Raw genomic sequence first — 20,418 nt, 5'->3', positions numbered from 1 at the left:
CATATCTAGTAGCGAAATACAACTTACCTTTACGTAAGCGTGAACCGTCCATATAAGGGCGGCACAGCCCTTGGGAGAATCGTCATGGACATGGAGTTCAGCCCCGAAGACCTCGCCTTCCAGCAGGAAGTGCGCAGCTTCATCGCCGAAAATTACCCGCAGGAACTGCGCGGCAAGCAGGATGAGGGCGAAGAGCTGAGCAAGGAGGATTTCCTCGCCTGGCACAAGGTGTTGTACAACAAGGGCTGGGTCGCCCCCGCATGGCCGGTCGAATATGGCGGCACCGGCTGGACCCCGACGCAGCGGTTCATCTTCTCCGAGGAAACCGCGCGCGCCGACTGCATCCGCCTGATGCCCTTCGGCCTCGCGATGGTCGGGCCGGTAATCTACACCTTCGGCACGCCCGAGCAGAAGGCCTATTTCCTGCCGCGCATCCTGTCGGGCGAGGATTGGTGGTGCCAGGGCTATTCGGAGCCGGGCGCCGGGTCCGACCTCGCGAGCCTGCGCACGACCGCCGTGCCCGACGGCGACGACTATATCGTCAACGGCCAGAAGACCTGGACGACGATGGCGCAGCACGCCGACTGGGGCTTTTTCCTCGTCCGCACCGACAAGGACGCCAAGCAGCAGGAAGGCATCAGCTTCCTTCTCATCAATATGAAGTCGCCCGGCATCACCGTGCGCCCGATCATCACATTGGGCGGCGAGCATGAGGTCAACGAGGTGTGGCTGGAGGACGTCCGCGTGCCGCAGTCGCAGCGCGTCTATGAAGAGAACAAGGGCTGGACCTGCGCCAAATTCCTGCTTGCGCACGAACGCACCGGCATCGCCGGCGTTGCGGCGTCGAAGCGCGGGGTCGAGAAGGTCAAGGACATCGCGCGCACCGAGCTCGATGGCGACAAGCCGCTGATCCAGAACGCCTTCTTCAAGCGCAAGATCGCCGAACTGGAGATCGACCTGACCGCGCTCGAATTCACCGAGCTGCGCAGCCTGGCCTAGCCCGAACGCGGGCAAGGGTCCGGGGCCGGAATCGAGCCTGCTCAAGATCAAGGGATCGGAAATCCAGCAGCGGCTGACCGAACTGACGCTGGAGGCGGTCGGCCATTATGGCGCCCCCTATTTCCGCGGTTTCGGAGAGGGCGACAACGAGCATCCGATCGGCCCCGACTATGCGCACCGCGCGGCGCCGACCTATTTCAACGTCCGCAAGACGACGATTTACGGCGGGTCGAACGAGATCCAGCGCAATATCATCGCGAAGATGGTGCTCGGCCTCTGACAAGCGCGTCGCCCCCGCGAAGGCGGGGGCCGCGATCGGCCTTTTCCGGCACCGCAATGTAAACCTACAGCGGCCCCGCCTACGCGGGGGCGACGAGGACAAGAAGATGGATTTCACCTACACCGAAACGCAGGACATGATCCGCGACACGCTGGCCCGCTTCCTCGGCGACACCTATGATTTCGAGACGCGCCAGAAGTTCATCGCCAGCGACGAAGGCCGCGACCCGGCGATCTGGACCGCGCTGGCGCAGGACCTGGGGATGCTCGGCGCTTCCTTTTCCGAAGAGCATGGCGGCCTCGGCGGCGGCGCGCTCGAAAATGCGATCGTCATGGAGGAACTGGGCAAGGTTCTCGGCATCGAGCCGTACCTGCCGACCGTGGTCATCGCGGGCGGCGCGCTGAAGGCCGTCGGCGGAGCGCAGGCCGACAGGTTCATCCCCGAGATCATCGCGGGCAATGTCATCGTCGCCTTCGCCTATGCCGAACCGCAGGGCCGCTACGACCTCGCCAATCTTCGCACGACCGCGAAGAAGGACGGCGAGGGTTATGTGCTGAACGGCCATAAGGGTGTCGTCTATGCCGCGCCTTGGGCGACGCAGCTGCTCGTCACCGCGCGCACTTCTGGCGGCCAGCGCGACAGGGACGGCGTGTCGCTGTTCCTGATCGACGCCAGTCTGGCGGGCATCGTCCGCCGCGACTATCCCACCGTCGACGGCAGCCGCGCGTCGGAAATCTATTTCGAGAATGTCGCGATCCCCGCCGACGCGCTGCTCGGCGGCGAGGGCGAGGGGCTGGCGCTGATCGAACAGGTGGTCGACGAGGCGACCGTCGCGGTCTGCGCCGAAGCGACCGGCGTGATGCAGAAGCTGCACGAAGGCACGCTGGAATATACGCAGCAGCGCAAGCAGTTCGGCATTCCGATCGCCAAGTTCCAGGTGCTGCAGCACCGCATGGTCGACATGTTCATGGAGGTCGAACAGGCGCGCTCGATGACGATCATGGGCACGCTGAAGCTGGGCCTGCCCGCCGACGAACGCAAGGCGGCGGTGTCGGCGGCAAAGAACAAGGTCGCGCGCGGCGCGAAATTCGTCGGCCAGAACGCGATCCAGACCCATGGCGGCATCGGCATCACGCAGGAACTGGCGATCGGCCATTATTTCAAGCGCGCGACGATGATCGAGGGCCAGTTCGGCAGCGCCGATTATCATATGGAGCGTTATGAGGCGCTGACTTTGGCGGAGTAGAGGTGTTGGCGGGTTTTGGGCGGTAGCGGGCATCTACCTCCCCTCCCTGCAAGGGAGGGGCTGGGGGTGGGTAACCGCCGAAGGCGGTGCTCTTCCTTCTTGCTCGCTACGCCCGCTACCCACCCCTAACCCCTCCCTAAAAGGGAGGGGAATGGCGGGAACCCCACCTTGGCCCTCCGGCCGCAATCAATAAGCCACGTCGACCGCGATCCGCAGCGTTCTCGGGCGCAGCGGGGTCAGATAGCCCGCGCTACCCTCGACGAACGGCGTGCCCAGCGAGAAGCGGTTGCCGCGCGCGTCGAAGAGGTTGGTCAGCGTCAGCGACAGGCCGCGCTCGGCCATTGCCCAGCCGCATCGCGAGCCCGGTGTCGACATAATCGCCCTGGCCCTCGCCGAGGATCGGGCCGATGCCGAGCCGCGACGGGCCGACATAATTGGCCCAGCCGTTGAGCCGGAAATCCTCGTCGCCCATCACGGTTTCGTAATTGACCGCTGCGCGCGCCGCGTAGCGCGCGACATTGGGGATCTGGCCGAGGCGGCCGATCAGTACCGAGGTCGGCACCGTGCCGTCGGCGCCGACCGGGGTGCCGATGACAATCCCGCCCGCGCTGGCATTCTGGACGACGATCGAGCGCAGCGCTTCGGCGAACAATTTGTCGACGCGGCTGTGGTTGTAGACCGCGCCGAGATCGAACGACAGGCCCGGCATCGGCCGTACCGCCAGCGCCCCCGAGATGCTGGTGATCCGCCCGTCGCCGATGTTCGCGGTGCTGGGGAAGCCGTTCGAATCGATGAAGTCGGCCTGGATGTCGCGCCAGCGGCTGTGCGAGACCGCGATATTGGCGTCGAAGGGCGTGTGGCCCTTCTCGCCGAAGCGGACGCCGCCCTCGACGGTCTGGACCCGGTCGTTGCGGAAACGGCGGACGAAATTGCTGTCGACCGCGAGGCCGCCCGGACGGAACCCCTCCTGATAGCGCACATAGAGCGTCACATTGTGGACGGGCGAGGCGAGCAGCGACGCCGAGGGCAGAAGGTCGGTTTCGGTGCGGTGCGCCTCGATCGCGATGGCGCGGTTCGCCGCGGCGAGGGCGAACGGCACATCCTCGCCGCTGCCGCCGAGCCGCGCGTGCGACAGGCGCAGCCCGCCCGAGGCGACGACATAGGGGACGATCTCCACCGTCGCCTCGCCATAGCCGGTGAATTCGGTGATGCTGTTGGTCACGCCGGTCAGCGGCGCCTGCGCGAAGGCATCGCCATATTCGCGGTTCTGGCGCGTGCGATTGTCGAGGATGCTGGCGCCGATCACCCAGCCAAGCCCGTCGCGATAGGGCCGCGACAGGCGCGTTTCGCTGACGAACAGGCGCGTCGCGTTGCGCTGGTCGAGGATCCGCGGCGGATCGCCGGGCTTGCTCGCGTCGAAGCGTTCGATGACGCGGTGGCTGACCGCCGCGTTCGACGACTGGAAATGCAGCCCGTCCCAGTCCTTCATGACGACGATCGTGCCCATGCCATATTTGGCGCGCGCATATTGATCGACCATCGAATTGCGGACGAGCGGCGGCGCGTCGCGGTCGGTATATTGGGCGTCTTCGGACTTGATCGACTGATAGACGCCGCCGAGATCGACGGTCCAGTCGTCGCCCGCGTCGAAGCGGAAGGTGCCGCGGCCGCCGCGCACATCGACGCGATTGGTGTCCTTCTGCCCGCGCAGCATATTGTCGATATAGCCGCCGTCGCTGACCATATAGCCGACGAGACGGAGCGCGTGGCGGCCGTCCGCGACGGGCAGGTTCAGCGTCGCGCCGATGTCGCCGCCGGGATCGCCATGCTGGGTGACCGAGACGCCCGCGCTCGCCTGGACGAACCGGACGTCGGGATCGGGCGCCCGCGGCACGACGCGGATGATGCCGCCGAGCGAGCCCGCGCCATAAAGCGTCCCCTGCGGCCCTTCGAGCACCTCGACGCTCTGGATATCATAGAGGCGCAGGTCGGGATCGGGCGCATTGTAGCTGAGGCGGATGTCGCCGAGATACTGGCCGACGGTCGACTGGGTCGGGCCGGTGAAGCTGGAATCGGCGATGCCGCGGATGAACAGCTTGTTGCGCCCCGAACCCAGATGGGTCGAGGAGACGGTCGCCATGCGCGACAGGATCGAATCCATGCCGCGCTCGCCGCCGAACGCCAAATCGCCGCCACCGAGAAGGGTGGCGACGCCCGCGAAATTCGCGTGGGGAATGTCGGTCTTGGAGGCGGTGACGATGATGTCGTCCTCGGGGGGCGCGATGACATCGACCGGCACGCTGGGCCTCGGCGGCGGTTGCGGCGGCGGCGAGGTGGCGCGGCGCGCGACCTTGGCAACCGGCGGGCGGCGCTCGATCCGCCAGCTCGTCGCACTGACGCGCACCGCGCGCGCGTCGGAGCCGGCGAGCATCCGGCGGATCGCCTCCTCGACGCTCATCCGCCCGCGCACCGGCCTGACGCGGCCGTTCCACAATCGGGCGTCGCCGACGCTGATGCTGACCCCGCCCTGGCGGCTGACGAGGGGCAGGGCGGTGGCGAGCGTGCCGCGCGGCACATCGAAGCTGCGTTCTTCGGCCGCCGACGCCGCACCGGGGACGCAGAGCAGGGCAGCGGCGGCCAGAAGGGGCAGGCGATGCCGCATCTCAGCGCGTCAGCACCCAGCCGTCGCCGCGCCTTTCGGCACGGGTGCCCGACAGCGCGGCGAGGTCGGCGACCGTGCGGGTGCGATCGTCGCTCACGACCAGTGCGCCGCGGAAACCGATGCCCGCCGCCGAAGGCGCGATGGCGACCTCCATGCCGGCGGTGCGCCGCAGATCCTCGGCGACCACCGTCAGCGGCGTGCCGGGATAGACGAGCAGCCCGCTGCGCCAGCCGCCTATGGAGGCGGCGTCGATGCGGCGCACCTTCGGCGGCGTCTTGTCGCCGTCGCCGGCCTCGATGCTTTCGCCCGCAAGCATGCGGACATTGTCGCGGCCGGGATTGTAGACCACGATCCCTTCCGACACCGCGACCGCCGTCTGCCGGTCGCGCCGGACGACGTTGAAGGCGGTGCCGAGATCGACGATGCGGTTGCCGCCGGCCTCGACCACGAAGGGATCGCGCTCGCGGTGGACGATGTGGAACATCGCTTCGCCGCTTTCGAGGCGCGCGAAGCGCGGGCGGTCCTCGTCGAGCAGGACGACCGAGCCGCCGTTGATTTCGATCTTCGACCCGTCGGCCAGCGTCAGGGTGCGATGTTCGCCCGCCGCCGTCTGAATGCGGTCGGGATCGCCGAACAGGCCGAGGTTGGGCAGCGCGATCGCGGCGACCAGCGCGGCGGCGATCGCCCCGCCGAACCAAGCGCGGCGCGACGGGCGGCGCGGGGCGGGGGCCTCATCATTGACGGCGACGAGGGAGGCGGGCCGCGCGGGCAGGGCGTCGAGATCGGCGTCGAGCAGCGCGACGGCATCATAGGCGGCGGCGTGCGCCGTATCCTCGGCCAGCCAGTCGGCGAAACCGTCCCAGTCGGCGAAACCGGGGTCGCGCTGGGCGATGACCCAGTCGATCGCGCGGGCTTCGATGGCGGTCGTGTCAGACGTCATCGAATTGCCTCCTGACCGCGGCGAGCGTCGCATAAACCTTGCGCAGATCGGCCTCCACCGTGCTGAGGCTGACGCCGAATTCGGCGGCGATGTCGCGCTGGGCGATGCCGTCGATGCGGAAGCGGCGAAAGATGCGCGCCGGGCGGTCGCCGGTCGCGGCGATCGCGGCCTCGACCCGCGCGAGCTGCTCGCGCGAGATGAGCGCGGCTTCGGCCGAGGGTTTTTCGACCGCACCGGTTTCGCTCCAGGCATGGTCGCGCAGCATCCGCTGGCGCGCCGAGCGATAGCGGTCGAGCATCAGATTGTTCGCGGCGCGCATGACATAGGACAGGGGATCGGCGATCGGCCCGCTGCGCCGTTCGGTCAGCCGCATCCACAGGTCCTGGAACAAATCCTCGGCGCCGTCGCCCGCGCCGCGCGCCTCGAGGAAACGGACGATGCGGTCGCGGTTGGCGAGCAGCACGCCTTCGATGCCCTGCGCGGGGCCGGATGCGTCGGTCGCCTCGGTCATGGAAGGATTGATTCGGAACGCCATCTGTTGCTGAACGACACCTGTTGCACCGGTGCCCCACGTCCCCCTGGCGGCCCCGTCATATAGCGTGCCGTGCGCCGCGCGCAACCGCGGCGTGGCCCCGCCCGCACCGAAGCGATGCTTCTGCCGGGGGAGGGGAAGGGCGGTGGCGGCAATCATGATCCTCGATCGTTCGTGAAGGGCAAGGCAAGGGGGAAGCTGGAGGGTGGGGTATGCTTCCCCCTTGCGCGCAAGGTTGGCCGGGGGGCTAGAGGCCAACCTTGAGGCTCGCACGGAATGCCCAGGCCACATGGCTCTGTTGTTCTTCCGCGGACAGTTCGCCGCCGACCTGAAAGGCCGAATTGCCGGCGATGCCGCGGATGCGGCCGACCCAGCCGCTCGTGCGATCATCGGGGGTAAGGGTGAAGGGCGTGCCGTCCTTGAACGACGCCGTCGTCGTGCCGAGCGAACCGCCGACGATCTGGCGCCGACCGCCTTCGATCTCGAAGCGCGTCCAGCCGTCATATTCGTCGGCGCCGCCGAAATCGAGGCCGACCGCGACGGTGCCCGACACCGCGAGTTCGTCGCTGTCGCGGGAGAGGACGGTGAGGTCGAGCGCGTCGCCGCCGCCCGTTTCGGTGTAGCCGTCCTCTTTCAGCTTGTAATAATCGACCGCGACCATCGGCCGCACCGACAGGCCGCCGAGGCGGCCGTCGTGCGCCAGCGAGCCCGATGCCGACCACAGCGTGCCGTCCCATTTGCCGCGGATCGTTTCGTTGATGTCCTCGGCGCCGGCTTCGGCCTGGAACAGGCGGGTGCCCTTGAAGCTGATCGGGGCGCCCGAGACGCGGGCGCTTGCCATCCAGCCGTCCGAACGCAGGCGCCAGTGCAAGGCGCCCTCGAACTGGCTCGACGAAACCTCGTTGGCATTGCTGGCGTTGCCGTCCTTGCCGCTGAGATAGGCGACCGAGCCGCCGAAATTGCCGACATCGGTCTTGATCTCGGCGCCGAGCGAGACGCCCCAGCCGGTCACGTCGTAACCGGCGGTGTCGCCGATGCTCTTCGACGTGCCCCAGACGGCCTGATTGATCCAGTAACCCCATTTGCCCTCGTCCTGGAACGGGGCGTTCGGGTCCATCAGATAGCGGCCGAGCGCGCGCGAGCCCGAGGTGACGGTCTCGAACACGCCGCCTTCATGCTCGGGCAGCATCTGGCCGAGCTGGTTCCTGAACTGCGCGCCGTCGGTGATGTCGAGGAACACCTGCTCGATATCCTCGTCGGCCGCCAGCGCGTCGATCACCGCGTCGAAGGCGCTGCCCTCGGAGCGGTTGAGGCCGAGCTCGGTGACATTCTTGCGCGACACATCGACGATCAGCTGGGTCGCGTTCGAGGTCAGCGTGCCCTTGTAGAGGAAGGGCAGCAGCGTCGAACTGGTCGTCAGGTTGTTCGCACCGGTCAGCGTGCCCGCGGTCAGCACGATATGCTGGCCCTCGGCATTGTCGAGGCTGGTGAGGCGCAGTGCGAGTTTCGAGTCGGCGCCGAAGCTGGCGTTGCCGGTGACCTGGATCGCGGTGCCGCTGCTGCCGCCGTCGAGGGTGACGCCGAGCACGCCCTTGTCGGTGACGGCGAGCGAGGAAATGGTCGCCGCGCCGCCGACATCGAAGGTGCCGCCGTTGACCGCGACCGACAGGCCCTGGGCGTTGGCGAGACGGCCCGAGAAGACCGACGTCCCGCCGATGGTCAGCGTATCGGTGCCGCCGCCGAAATCGGCAAGGCCGGTGAATTTCGACGTGCCCGCCAGCGTCATGCTGTCGTTGCCGCCGCCGAAGGTCGCATTGCCTTCGTAAATCGCGTCGCCCGAGAGGGCGAGGCTGTTGTTGCTCGGCGCCGAAGAAGCTGTTGCCCTTCACCGATCCGTCAGCGATGTCGAAAACGTCATTGCCCGCGCCGAAGCGCACGTCGCCGACGATCGCGGGCGCCGCGACGCCCGAGGCGACGGCGGTCTGCTTGACCGTCGCGCCGCCGCCGTTCGCCGACAGGTCGATCGCGATGTTGCGGCCCGAGGTCGCGAGCGCGCCGGTGGCGCTGATCGTCCCGCTGTTCTCGACCAGGTCGACATTGCCCGACAGGTCGACGATGCCGCGCGCGGTGCCGTCATTGCCCGCCGCCTTGGCGCCGATGGTGCCGCTGTTGCGGATCATCCCGACGTTGCTGCCCGCCTCGACGAGGATGCCGGTGGTGATCGCGGTGGCGTCCTTGCCGCCCGACGCCTCGATCTTGCCGGCGTTGCGGATTTCGGGGAGCGTCGCGCCCGCACCGATCCGGATCGCGGTCGCCGAGGCGCCGTTCGAAATCGCGGTCACATTGCCGCTGCTGCCGATCGCGAGGCCGCCGGCAACGGTGACGTTGCCGCCGAGGCCGCCGATCTGGACCGCGGTGGCGTCCTTGCCGGTATAAAGGCCGTTGCCGAGGATCGTGCCGTCGACGATCACGCCGAAGTTGGTGCCGGTCCCGGCGACCGGACCGATCGTCACATCGCGGTTCGCGGCGCCGATGCGCATCGCCGGCGCCGAGCCGAAGGAGCGGACGACCGCCGAGCCTTCCTTCGCGTCCTCGATGCCGTCCTTGTCCTCGTCATTGTCGGTCGAACTGCTGTCCTTGGGCGGGACGGCGAGGACGATCCCGCCGGTCACGTCGCCCTCGATCGACAGCGCCGGGCCACCGTTCAGCAGGTCGTCGGCGTCGAGCTTCGACGGGTCGGCGGGCGGGCTGGTGAAGCGATAGCCCGTTGCGGTCAGATTGCCCTGCACGACGAGCGCGCCGGTGATATTGCCGCTGAGCCGCGCGGCGGTGGCATCGAGCCCGGTCGCGGTGATCGTCCCGGCAAGGCGGACATTGCCGGTCACATCCTGCAGCCCGACCCCGAGCGCGCGGTCGCCGAGGACCGAAATCGTGCCATCGTTGGTGAAATTGCCGGTCAGCGGGCCGCCCAGGCGAATGCCCGCCGAGTCGTTGCCCTCGACCGTGATCGCGCCCGAATTGACGATATTGCCGGTGAAGGCGCCCTGCGTCGCGATGCCGACGCGGTTGCTGCCGACCGCGAAGGGACCGTCGAGGTCGCCGTCATTGTCGATGTCGGTCGGGGCATAGGTTTCGTCGATGATGATCTTGCCGGTCGCGCTGTTGGTGATCCCGCCGACGGTGCTGGCGTTCGCCGAAATCCCGGTCGCGCCGTCGCTGTTGGTGATCTGGATCGTGCCGTCGTTGACGACCTTGTGGTTGCTGTCGATCGTGACGGCGGTGCCGCTGGTCAGGGTCACCGATCCCGCCGCCGCGATCTTGATGTCGTCCGGCGTGCCCGTTTTCACGGTGGAGGTGCGCACGGGCGCGGTCGTGGCGGTGCCGATGGTGGTTTCGGCGAAGGCGGGGGTCGCCATGAGAGCCACCAGACAGGTGGATGCGAACAGGGTCTTGCGCATGAAAATCCTCTTGAAATCGGGCGGGATGGGTCCCGCAACAATTTCAGGACGGAGCCGTCGGCACCGGACCTTGGAAAAAATTCCGCCGCCACGACCTTTTGCGATCGGGCGGCGGCAAATCTATTTTGTCGCAACTTGTCGCAATCGTAACCACAGGCATTGCGCTGCGCCGCCCAATTTGCTGAAGGATATGGGAAACAGGCTCTCCCCAAGCCGGAAAAGGTTCGTCGAATGATCGTATCAGGGCTGCCGGGCATTCGCCTCGGCGCTATCTGCGTGGCAATGGCCTTGCTCATGCGGCTGTTCGGGCGGCGACGAGGGGAACGGCAATCGCCAGCCGCCGCAGGTCGGCTATATCGTCGCGCAACCGGGAACGGTGCCGGTGCCGATCGAACTCGGCGGGCGTACCGTGGCCTTCGAGACCAGCGAAGTGCGGCCGCAGATCAACGGCATCATCCGCCGCCGCCTTTTCGAGCAGGGCAGTTATGTGCGGGCCGGGCAGCCGCTGTTCCAGGTCGACGCCAGCCTGTACCGCGCCGCGGTCGACCAAGCCGCGGCCAATCTGTCGAGCGCGCGCGCGAGCGCCGAGGCCGCGAAGGTCAAGGCCGACCGTTTCCGTCCGCTTGCCGAGATGGAGGCGATCGCCAAGCAGGATTATACCGACGCCGCGGCGCAGGCGCGGGTCGCCAACGCCGTCGTCGCGCAAAATGCCGCGGCGCTCGAAACCGCGCGGATCAATCTGCGCTATACGACGATCACCGCCCCGATCAGCGGCCGCATCGGCCGCACCTTGTTCACGGCGGGCGCGCTGGTCAACGCGAACCAGGCCGATCCGCTGGCGGTCATCCAGAGCACCGATCCCATCTATGTCGACATGCAGCAATCGAGTGCGGAACTGACTGCGCTGCGTCAGTCGATCGCCAGCGGGGGCGTTCAGCCGGGCAGCACGAGCGTGCGGCTGCGGCTCGAGGACGGCAGCGCCTATGGCTTTGCGGGGACGATCGAATTTTCCGAAGCGGTGGTCAGCGAGGCAACCGGCACGGTGACGCTGCGCGCTCGCTTTCCCAATCCGCAAGGGACGCTGCTTCCCGGCATGTTCGTGAAGGCAGTGTTCGACCAGGCCGTCGAAGCGAACGCTTTCCGCGTTCCGCAGGCGGCGCTGCAGCGCGATTTCGACGGATCGGCCTTCGTTTATCTGGTCGGCAAGGGCAATAAGGCGGAGCGCCGCAAGGTCACCGCCGACCGCACGCTCGGCACCGACTGGATTGTCACCGAGGGGCTGAAGCCGGGTGACAAGGTGATCAGCCAGGGCCTGGGCAATCTGCGCGCCGGACAACCGATCCGTCCGGTCGCGGCGGGCAGCGCGCAGCGGGTCGGGGCGCTCAAGGGGACCGAAGCGGGCGGACCGGCGAAGAAGGGTAGCTGACCGCCCATGTCACGCCTGTTCATCGACCGCCCGATCTTTGCCTGGGTGCTGGCGATCATCGTCATGCTCGGCGGTTTCGGCGCGCTCAACCTGCTGCCGATCGAGCAATATCCCGACATCGCGCCGGCGCAGGTCAATATCCGCGCTACCTATCCGGGCGCATCGGCCGAGACGATCGAGAACAGCGTCACCCAGGTGCTGGAACAGCAGCTCACCGGGATCGACGGGCTGCTTTATTTCAGCTCGCAGTCGAGTTCGCGCGGGCAGGCGAACATCACCGCGATCTTCGCCAAGGGGACCGACCCCGACATCGCGCAGGTGCAGGTTCAGAACAAGATCCAGTCGGCGCTGTCGCGCCTGCCGCAGCAGGTGCAGGCGCAGGGCATCCGCGTCACCAAGGCCAATTCGGACACGCTGCTGCTCGTCGGCGTCTATGACGAGACCGACACGCGCGTTAATCAGGACGTGTCCGACTATATGGCGTCGAACATCCAGGACCCGCTGTCGCGCGTCGAGGGGGTCGGCGAGGTCAATATCTTCGGCGGCCCGCACGCGATGCGCATCTGGCTCAACCCGCAGCGGCTCGCCGCGGTGGCGCTGATGCCGAGCGACGTCATTTCGGCGATCAGCGCGCAGAACAGCGAGGTCGCGGCGGGCGAGGTGGGCGGCCTGCCGTCGCAGCAGGGTCAGATGCTCAACGCCACGGTGACCGCGCAGTCGCGGATGCAGACCGTCCCCGAGTTCGAGAATATCGTGCTCAAGACGCTGCCCGACGGATCGACGGTGCGGATCAAGGACGTCGCGCGGGTCGAGGTCGGCGCCGAAAGCTACGCTGTGATCAGCCGCATCAACGGGCATCCGGGCGCCGGCATGTCGATCTCGCTATCGCCGGGCTCCGACGCGCTCGAAACCGCCGACCGGGTCAAGGCGCGCATGGCCGAACTCGCCGCCGACTTCCCCGACGGGCTGACCTATTCCTACGCGAACGACTCGACCGCCTTCATCAAGCTGTCGGTGAGCGAGGTGCAGAAGTCGCTGTTGGAGGCGATCCTGCTCGTCATCCTCGTCATGTTCGTGTTCCTGCAGAGCTGGCGCGCGGTGCTGATCCCGGCGATCGCGGTGCCGGTGGTGCTGCTCGGGACATTCGCCGTCTTCTATATATTGGGGTTCAGCATCAACACGCTGACGCTGTTCGGGCTGACGCTCGCCATCGGCCTGCTCGTCGATGACGCGATCGTCGTCGTCGAGAATGTCGAGCGGTTGATGGAAGAGCATCCCGAAATGTCGGCGCGCGAGGCGACGATCCAGTCGATGCAGGAATTGCAGGTCGCGCTGGTCGCGATCGCGCTGGTGCTGTCGGCGGTGTTCCTGCCGATGGCCTTTTTCGGCGGATCGACCGGGGTCATCTATCGCCAGTTCTCGGTCACCATCATATCGGCGATGACGCTGTCGGTGCTCGTCGCGCTGATCCTGAGCCCCGCGCTGACCTCGACCTTGCTCAAGCCCAAGAGCCACGGCGACGCGGCCCCCGCGACCGGACGCTTCGCGGGCGCCAGGGCGTGGCTCGAACGGGCGAAGGACGGGTTCAACACTCGCTTCGACCGCGTCGTCGAGCGCTATGTCGGCAGCGTCACCAAGGTGGTCGACCGCAAATGGCTCTTCCTCGGCCTTTACGTTCTTCTGTTTGCCGCGCTTGCCTTGCTGTTCCTGCGTCTTCCCGGCGGTTTCCTGCCCAACGAGGATCAGGGGCGCGTCCAGATCCAGTTCCGGCTTCCCGCCGGCGCGACGCAGGGGCGCACGCTCGAGGTTCGCGACGCGATCGAAAAATATATGCTGACCGAGGAGAAGGCGAACACCGGCGCGCTGTTCCTGATCGCGGGCGGCGGGGGCGGCGCCGCGGCGGGGCAGAACACCGGGCAGGGTTTCGTCAACCTCGTCCATTGGGACGATCGCCCGGGCAAGGAGAACAGCGCCGATGCGATCGCCGACCGTGCGCGCAAGGCACTGGGCGGGCTGCGCGATGCCCAGATTTTCGCGCTCGTTCCGGGGGCGGTACGCGGGCTCGGCGATTCGGCGGGCTTCACCATGCAGTTCCAGAACCGCAGCGGCATGAGCCGCGACGAATTCGTCGCCGCGCGCGAAAAGCTGCTCGCGATGGCGAATGCGAACCCCAAGCTGACCTCGGTGCGCCTGTCGGACCTGCCCGACGTTGCGACGCTCAAGGTCGATATCGATACGCAGCGGCTAACCGCCTATGGCCTCAACAACAGCGACGTCAATGCGACGCTGGCGACCGCCTGGGGCGGCCGCTACGTCAACGACTTCATCGACAAGGGGCGCGTCAAGCGCGTCTATGTCCAGGGCGATGCGCCCTATCGCTCGCGGCCCGAGGATCTGGCCCAATGGTATGTCCGCTCGGCCGATGGCGAGATGTCGCCTTTCTCGGCCTTTGCCAGGACCGGCTGGTCGACGACGCCGAGCAGCAGTTCGCGCTTCCAGGGCGTGCCCGCCTTCGAAATATCGGGCCAGCCCGCCGAGGGCACGAGTTCGGGCGAGGCGATGGACGAGATGGAGCGGATGGCGGCCGAGATCCCCGGGACGAGCGTCGCCTGGTCGGGTTCCTCCTATCAGGAGCGGCTGTCGTCGGGACAGGCGCCTTTCCTCTATGCCATCTCGCTGCTCGTCGTATTCCTCTGCCTCGCCGCGCTCTATGAAAGCTGGACGATCCCGCTCGCGGTGCTGCTCGTCATTCCGCTGGGGCTGATCGGCGCGGTGGTCGCGGTGACGCTGCGCGGGCTGGAGAACGACGTCTATCTGCAGATCGGGCTGCTGACGACGATGGGGCTGGCGGCGAAGAACGCCATCCTGATGATCGAGTTCGCCGAGCAGGAGGAGCGCAAGGGCAAGCGCGTGATCGAAGCCGCGGTCGCGGCGGCGCGCATCCGCCTGCGCCCGATCCTGATGACCAGCTTCGCCTTCATCTTCGGCGTGCTGCCGCTCGCAATCGCCACCGGCGCGGGCGCCAACAGCCGCGTCGCGATCGGCACCGCCGTGATCGGCGGGATGCTGACCGCCGCTTTCCTCGCGATCTTCTTCATCCCGCTCTTCTTCGTCCTCGTCAGGAGGGGCGTGCGCGACGGGCTGAAAGCGGCGCGCGAATGGATCGGCCGCCGCCGGGGCGACAAGGCGGCCACCGCGTGACGCGCCGCCTGTTCCTGACCGCCGCGACGCTGGCGCTTGGCGCCTGTTCGCTGGCGCCCAAATATGTGCAGCCGGCGCCGCCGGTGCCGATGTCGTGGCCGGTGGGCGACGCCTACCTCGCGCAAAGCGAGGCGGCGCTGCCGCGCGTGGCGCTGGCCGCGCTGTTCCGCGACGCGCGCCTGCAGGCGCTGATCGAGCAGGCGCTCGCCAACAACCGCGACCTGCGCGTCGCCGCCGCCAATGTCGCGGCGGCGCGGGCGCAGGTCCGGGTGACGCGCTCGGCGCAATTCCCGGCGATCGGCGTCAGCGGATCGGCGGACTACTCCGACGGCGGCGTGTCGGGCGGCGTCGCGACCCGCGGACGTGAAAGCTATGCGTTGCAGGCGGGTGTGTCGGCGTTCGAGCTCGACCTGTTCGGACGGCTCGCCAATGCCACCGCCGCCGAGCGCGACCGGGCACTGGCGACCGAAGCGGTCGCGCGCACGGTGCGCCTGTCGCTGATCGCCGATCTGTCGGAAGCGTGGGCGAACCATGCCGCCGACCGCGAACTGCTCGCCATCGCGCGCGACACCGCCGAAAACGCGCGGCGCAGCGTCGCCCTGACCCGCGCGCGGCTCGATGGCGGCGTCGCGCCGCGCACCGACCTGCGCCAGGCCGAACAGATCCTCGCGACCGCCGAAGGCGACCTCGCGCTGCAGACCGCGGCCGTCGCTCAGGACGAAAATCTGATCCGCCTGCTTGTCGGCGCCGATTACGACAAGGCGCTGCTGCCGCAGGACCTCGACGAGGTCGGCGCGTCGATCGCGACGCTGCCCGCGGGCACCAGCTCCGAAATATTGCTGCGCCGCCCCGATGTGGTCGAGGCCGAATATCTGCTGCGCGCCGCCAATGCCGACATCGGCGTGGCGCGCGCGCGGCTGTTCCCGACGATCTCGCTGACCGGGCTGCTCGGTTTCGCGAGCGATGCGCTGGGCTCGCTGTTCACCGGCGACGCCTTCCGTTTCAGCGCGGGCGCCGATGCCAGCCTGTCGATCTTCGACGCGGGCGGGCGCCGCGCGGGCGTCGCGGTCAGCGAGGCGCAGCGCGATGCGGCGCTTGCCAGCTACGAGCGCGCGATCCAGACCGCGTTCCGCGAAGTCGCCGACGCGCTCGCCGATCAGGGTACGCTCGGCGAACGCCTCCGCGCCGCCCGCGCCAACACCGATGCCGCCGCCGACACGGCGCGGCTGACCGAGGCGCGCTACCGCGGCGGCATCGACAGCTTCCTGTCGAGTCTCGACGCGCAGCGCAGCCTCTACAGCGCGCGGCGCGCGCAGATCGCGGTCGAACTCGCCGCGATCCGCAACCGGATCACGCTGTACCGCACGCTCGGCGATGACGGGGTGCAGGAAAACTGAGGCAGTTGGCGGACCGAAGCCGAAGAAACAGAGAACTACACCTACGCTATAGCCCTCCAAAATTGCGGCAGGAGCGAATTGCTGGTCTCGAACCCGAAGCTATCAGTCAAACTCGTTCCGTGCGGGTGAGCATTATCGAAGATTCTTCATTCATCAAAGCCACTATCCGCAGCCACAAGCTCTTCGGCACCAGACACGAAAAAATGGTGCTGCTTATCTTGATTAAGATAGTCGGATAAGGACGAACGAGCTGCCGCAAGCGTCTGGTAGTAGGTGCGAAACGGCTGCGAAACCTCGTTCGCACGTTTGCCTGTGGGCGGCACCGGAAGCAGAATTTCGAGATAGCGCTTACCTACGTCTTCCCGATTCGTTTGCATGAAGATAATGCGACGCCACTGATCGCGGACCACCTTTAGCGACAGAGCCCAAAGCAGGTAGAACGGATCGAAGTTCGCCCTCGGACCGGGACGAAGAACGATGACCTCTTTCGTTGTTACGACCCGTTCCTGTCCCGGCAATAGAATGCAGAAGTCGCCAATGTTTTTGGACGTTCGCTCCGGGCACAACAGGTCAAATGCCTTCAGCCCCGACTCCGGGCCACCCCAAAACTTCTTTGCTACGGAAAGGGGAATGCGATTCGTCGGGTTGATGTTAACCAGCCCGGCGCGAAGGTCAGACACTTTGATGTAGGGAACATCGCCAATTCGTTCGTCCTGCGAGGGCGATCCATGACCACCCCGAACCGTCAAAGTGCCCCGGCTGATCAGGGCGCCAATGGAAGCCGCTTCGAAGCCTTCAAACTGAGGCAGCTTCATCGCTTCGTTGAACTGGTCGCGGTAGCGGTGATCGTAATAGACCGGAACAGCGCACCGGAGGTCTATGTCAGCGGCAGGGATAAACGACAACGTGTCGGTCTGCTGCCCCTTTGAAAGGGCTATCGCGTCCTCCTTCAGCTTGTCGTCTATGGCGTCCACGGCGGCCCCGGTCTCGGGGTCAATCTCCTGCACCCGCTTGCCGGTGGCCGGATTAACTATCGGCAGTAGGCGTCCGCCCTTGGTCAGGCCGCATGTGGGTGCAGTCGAGACCATAATGGTGTCGCTGGAAAACCAGCTTGGCTTGCGGATGCTCATTTGCCTGCCCCTTTTTTCGCGACCTTTTTCTTGGGAATCGTGGTGGAATCGAATTCTGTTTCCACGTGCCCGACCTTCTCGAAAATGTAGAAGTTTGTTTTCGCTCGGCAGAATTCTTCAAATGCTTCCATAGGAATGTTGAGCATTCCGCGTAGAGCGAGACGGCCATTTAACCAGTAGGGAAGCCAACGGTAGGAGTAGCTGAAGAAATACGTCTCTGGCAGAACTATTCCTACGCGTCCACCTACCCGGAGAAGTCGGTAGCATTGCTCTAGGTAGACCAGTCCAATTTCAAGATCGGTATGATCCGTCGGACCTTTCATCGCTGCATAGGTGGAAATTGTGTAGCCCGCCGCTCGGCAGTCTGCCGCTTTCACCTTGAGGCTTTCGCCGAAAGGTGGATTTGTGATTACAACCGTAAATTGCTCAAGGCCGAACTTTTCTGTTGGCGTGCCCAACTCTTGCCCGAGCTTGGGGTATTTGGCGGGCCATAGATTCGTCCGAATTGCGTCACCTAACAGGACATGGGTCGAGCCGTCGCGCATCGCGACCATGGTCGCCTTAGTCAGCTTTACGCCAATGTCGTCCTTGTCCACACCATAGAGGTTATCGTTTGCCCACTTCACCAGATGATAGGCTTCATCATCGCCGGGGAACTCGCGTTGCGCCACCTGCCGCAAGGCCTCCACGACAAAGGCGCCCGAGCCACAGGCGGGGTCAATCACCTTGTCGCCCGATGTGATTTCCATAGCCATCACGGCGGGTCGGACCACACGAAGAGGGGTAAGGTATTGCCCTTCGCCGCTCTTCAGGGCCGATGTGCGGAAAATCTGGAACGCCTTCGCCAGAAGATCCACGTCGTCTCCCAGGATGCGGAAGGGGCTAAGCTCCGCGACAACAGAGAAAATTGTATCGTCGCTTAGGAATAGCTCTTCCCGATCTGCCTGATTGAAGATTCTGGTACGCTGCTTATGAAAATATTCTTTGTAGCTCTCGCGGACTTTGCTTGCCGTGATTGCCACCTTCGTTAATGCGTCGCCATAGATTCTGGAAATCCACCGAATTATCACGGTTGGCTGACCGGCTGGCGATAGCGTCGCTTTCCAGCTTCACAAGAAGGATATGCAGCAACTCGCGAAGCTGGTCCTCCCGCCTGACCACATGGGGGTCCGACACTACTACAGTCGCCACTAGTCGCTTGAGCGCACCGGATAGTTCGGCTTCGCTCGGCTGTCGCATGGTGTTCCACGTCGGAGGAACGTCTGGCGGCTGAGTTAGGTCGTCAGTCGGGTGCGGCAGCCCCGCATTCTCGACAAACACCCATTCCGACTGGTGGCGCTTGTAGACCGCCAGCGTTTGGCTTCCGTTCGTCCAGAAGCCCATTTTGGCCATGGGTTCATTGCTGAGGTAGCGCAAGAGTTGCGCCTTGCCGTGCGCAATGTCTGGTGCCTTGAATTCGAAGATGACCTGAAGAGCATACCATTCGCCGCTATCGTCGGCGAAAGCCACCAAGTCCGCCGAACCGCACACCGCATATTTCTGCCCGCGCTCCCGCTTGGTCAGGTCGTGAGGGGTGTCGGGAACTTGCCACTCGGGCTTCCAACGAAGCTGCGTTTCTTTCCAGCCGAGGCGCATCAAATCCTTGAGGATCTGTTGCCTAACGGTTTCTTCTGGCTTCGTTGGTGTCGGTTCGGCCATCTCGCCCACTGCTCAAATAATACGGTGAGAAACGAGTTACCCCTTTTTATCCAGAGGGACCAGTCAGGAAACTTTGCGAGCTGCTCTTTTTTGCAGCGGTTATCACTCGTCGACCTAGCTCCCAAACTCAGAGAAAATTCTGGGCAGGCACGCACGGAGGTAAATCGGCGGCATCTGGCAGTAAGTCGTTCTTAAAACGAACAATTTCAACCAAGGTGGTAGGGCGTGCGAAAACCCCTGCACGTAGGCAATCGTGTGCCAGAGCATATCCGGTTGATAATTAAGGAGATAGTCGGCAAATTTATGAGGTAATCGGCGGTGTTTGGCGGAGCGGGAGGGATTCGAACCCTCGATACGCTTTTGACGTATACTCACTTTCCAGGCGAGCGCCTTCGACCACTCGGCCACCGCTCCGCATGCACTGGAAGGGGCGCCCTAATCGCTTGGCGGGGCTTTCGCAAGCCGGTTGGGCGTGGCAGACACGGCCCATGAGACACAGCTTCCTCGCCGCCGCCGCAGCCCTCGCGCTCGCCGTTCCTTCCGCCGCGCAGGACACGCCGCCGCCCGCGCCCGAAATCCCGTCGCCGGGCGAAGTCGCCGCCGCCGCGCCGCGCGAGCGACTGGATCGCGATTCCGGCGTCCGACCTGCTGGTGATGGACCTGGCGCCGCTCGCCAAGGGCAAGAAGGCGCCGCCGCGCCGCGTCGTCATCCAGTTGCTGCCCGCGCCGCTTGGCCAGGGCTGGATCGGCAATATCCGCAAGCTCGCTGCGGCGCATTGGTGGGACGGGACGAGCGTCAACCGCGTGCAGGACAATTATGTCGTGCAATGGGGCGATGCGACCGAGAAGAAGCCGCTGCCCGACGGACTCGCCACGATGACCGAGGGCGACTATGTCGCGCCCGAGCCAGAGGACGCCTTTCTGCCGCTGTTCCAGGTCAACGATCCCTATGCCGGGGCGATCACCCTCTACAAGGGTTGGCCGCTGGGTCTGGGCCATGTGAACGAGGACGATTTCAATTCGGGGCAGATCGTCTGGCCGCTCCATTGTTACGGCATGGTCGGCGTGGGCCGCAACATGTCGCCCGATACGGGCTCGGGCGCGGAGCTCTATACGGTGATCGGGCAGGCGCCGCGGCACCTCGACCGCAATATCGCGCTTGTCGGGCGCGTGGTCAGCGGGATCGAACATCTGTCGAGCCTGCCGCGCGGCACCGGCGCGCTCGGCTTTTACGAGGATGCGAAGGAGCGGGTGCCGATCCGTTCGATCCGCATCGCGACCGACCTGCCGCCCGCCGAGCAGCCGAAGTTCGAATATCTGTCGACCGAGAGCGCGAGCTTCGCGAAATATGCCGACGCGCGCGAAAACCGGCGCGATCCCTTTTTCATCCGCCCGGCGGGCGGCGCGGACGTGTGCAATATTCCGGTGCCGGTGCGTGAGGTGAAATAG

General features: G+C 65.8%; 12 protein-coding genes, 1 tRNA gene and 2 pseudogenes. 6 read left to right on the top strand and 9 right to left on the bottom strand.

The window, feature by feature from the left end:
• Positions 1-84: 84 nt before the first annotated feature.
• Positions 85-1,279 (top strand): annotated as a pseudogene (locus N0A20_RS07215) (acyl-CoA dehydrogenase family protein).
• Between the two features lie 106 nt (positions 1,280-1,385).
• Complete coding sequence (locus tag N0A20_RS07210) at positions 1,386-2,525, top strand: acyl-CoA dehydrogenase family protein (RefSeq protein WP_260583218.1); 1,140 nt, start codon at positions 1,386-1,388, stop codon at positions 2,523-2,525.
• Between the two features lie 250 nt (positions 2,526-2,775).
• Here N0A20_RS07210 and N0A20_RS07205 read toward each other — a convergent pair whose 3' ends face one another.
• The 5 genes from N0A20_RS07205 to N0A20_RS07190 form a co-directional block, all read right to left on the bottom strand.
• Positions 2,776-5,187: a TonB-dependent receptor domain-containing protein gene (locus tag N0A20_RS07205; protein WP_260583217.1), complete on the bottom strand. Its 2,412-nt coding sequence runs from the start codon at positions 5,185-5,187 to the stop codon at positions 2,776-2,778.
• A gap of 1 nt (position 5,188) precedes the next feature.
• Entirely contained in the window at positions 5,189-6,127 is a 939-nt protein-coding gene (locus N0A20_RS07200; RefSeq protein WP_260583216.1) for a FecR family protein, read from the bottom strand.
• The gene (locus tag N0A20_RS07195; RefSeq protein ID WP_260583215.1) at positions 6,117-6,638 is read right to left on the bottom strand and encodes an RNA polymerase sigma factor; all 522 of its coding nucleotides are present in this window, start codon (positions 6,636-6,638) and stop codon (positions 6,117-6,119) included. The genes N0A20_RS07200 and N0A20_RS07195 overlap by 11 nt, the downstream gene beginning before the upstream one ends.
• 268 nt (positions 6,639-6,906) lie before the next feature.
• Positions 6,907-7,776, bottom strand: coding sequence for an autotransporter outer membrane beta-barrel domain-containing protein (locus N0A20_RS20045; RefSeq protein ID WP_312846640.1), 870 nt, complete (start codon positions 7,774-7,776; stop codon positions 6,907-6,909).
• Positions 7,777-7,831: 55 nt separating this feature from the next.
• A complete protein-coding gene (locus N0A20_RS07190; RefSeq protein WP_312846616.1) occupies positions 7,832-10,117 on the bottom strand; it encodes a hypothetical protein in 2,286 nt (761 codons plus the stop codon).
• A 382-nt stretch (positions 10,118-10,499) separates the two neighbouring features.
• Here N0A20_RS07190 and N0A20_RS07185 point away from each other — a divergent pair, with 382 nt between their 5' ends.
• The 3 genes from N0A20_RS07185 to N0A20_RS07175 are packed head-to-tail and all read left to right on the top strand — an operon-like array spanning position 10,500 to position 16,141.
• Positions 10,500-11,543, top strand: a complete 1,044-nt coding sequence (locus N0A20_RS07185) for an efflux RND transporter periplasmic adaptor subunit (RefSeq protein ID WP_312846615.1) — start codon at positions 10,500-10,502, stop codon at positions 11,541-11,543.
• A 6-nt stretch (positions 11,544-11,549) separates the two neighbouring features.
• The gene (locus N0A20_RS07180; protein WP_260583214.1) at positions 11,550-14,744 is read left to right on the top strand and encodes an efflux RND transporter permease subunit; all 3,195 of its coding nucleotides are present in this window, start codon (positions 11,550-11,552) and stop codon (positions 14,742-14,744) included.
• Positions 14,741-16,141: an efflux transporter outer membrane subunit gene (locus N0A20_RS07175; protein ID WP_260583213.1), complete on the top strand. Its 1,401-nt coding sequence runs from the start codon at positions 14,741-14,743 to the stop codon at positions 16,139-16,141. The genes N0A20_RS07180 and N0A20_RS07175 overlap by 4 nt, the downstream gene beginning before the upstream one ends.
• Positions 16,142-16,287: 146 nt before the next feature.
• On the opposite strand, the gene N0A20_RS07170 is transcribed toward N0A20_RS07175, so the two are convergent.
• The 4 genes from N0A20_RS07170 to N0A20_RS07155 form a co-directional block, all read right to left on the bottom strand.
• Complete coding sequence (locus N0A20_RS07170; RefSeq protein ID WP_260583212.1) at positions 16,288-17,271, bottom strand: hypothetical protein; 984 nt, start codon at positions 17,269-17,271, stop codon at positions 16,288-16,290.
• On the bottom strand, positions 17,268-18,293 hold the full coding sequence (locus N0A20_RS07165; protein WP_260583211.1) for a class I SAM-dependent DNA methyltransferase: 1,026 nt from the start codon (positions 18,291-18,293) through the stop codon (positions 17,268-17,270). The genes N0A20_RS07170 and N0A20_RS07165 overlap by 4 nt, the downstream gene beginning before the upstream one ends.
• Positions 18,241-18,969 carry a type I restriction enzyme HsdR N-terminal domain-containing protein gene (locus N0A20_RS07160; protein WP_260583210.1) on the bottom strand — a complete coding sequence of 243 codons (729 nt, stop codon included), beginning with the start codon at positions 18,967-18,969 and terminating at the stop codon, positions 18,241-18,243. Before N0A20_RS07160 ends, N0A20_RS07165 begins: the two co-directional genes overlap by 53 nt.
• 323 nt (positions 18,970-19,292) lie before the next feature.
• Positions 19,293-19,383: transfer RNA gene (locus N0A20_RS07155), tRNA-Ser, on the bottom strand.
• A 74-nt stretch (positions 19,384-19,457) separates the two neighbouring features.
• Between N0A20_RS07155 and N0A20_RS07150 the strand changes: the two are divergent.
• A pseudogene (locus N0A20_RS07150) lies at positions 19,458-20,418 on the top strand (peptidylprolyl isomerase).

Source organism: Sphingopyxis sp. PET50, assembly GCF_025244705.1.
Classification (GTDB): domain Bacteria; phylum Pseudomonadota; class Alphaproteobacteria; order Sphingomonadales; family Sphingomonadaceae; genus Sphingopyxis.
This window is presented reverse-complemented; position numbering and strand designations above follow the sequence as displayed.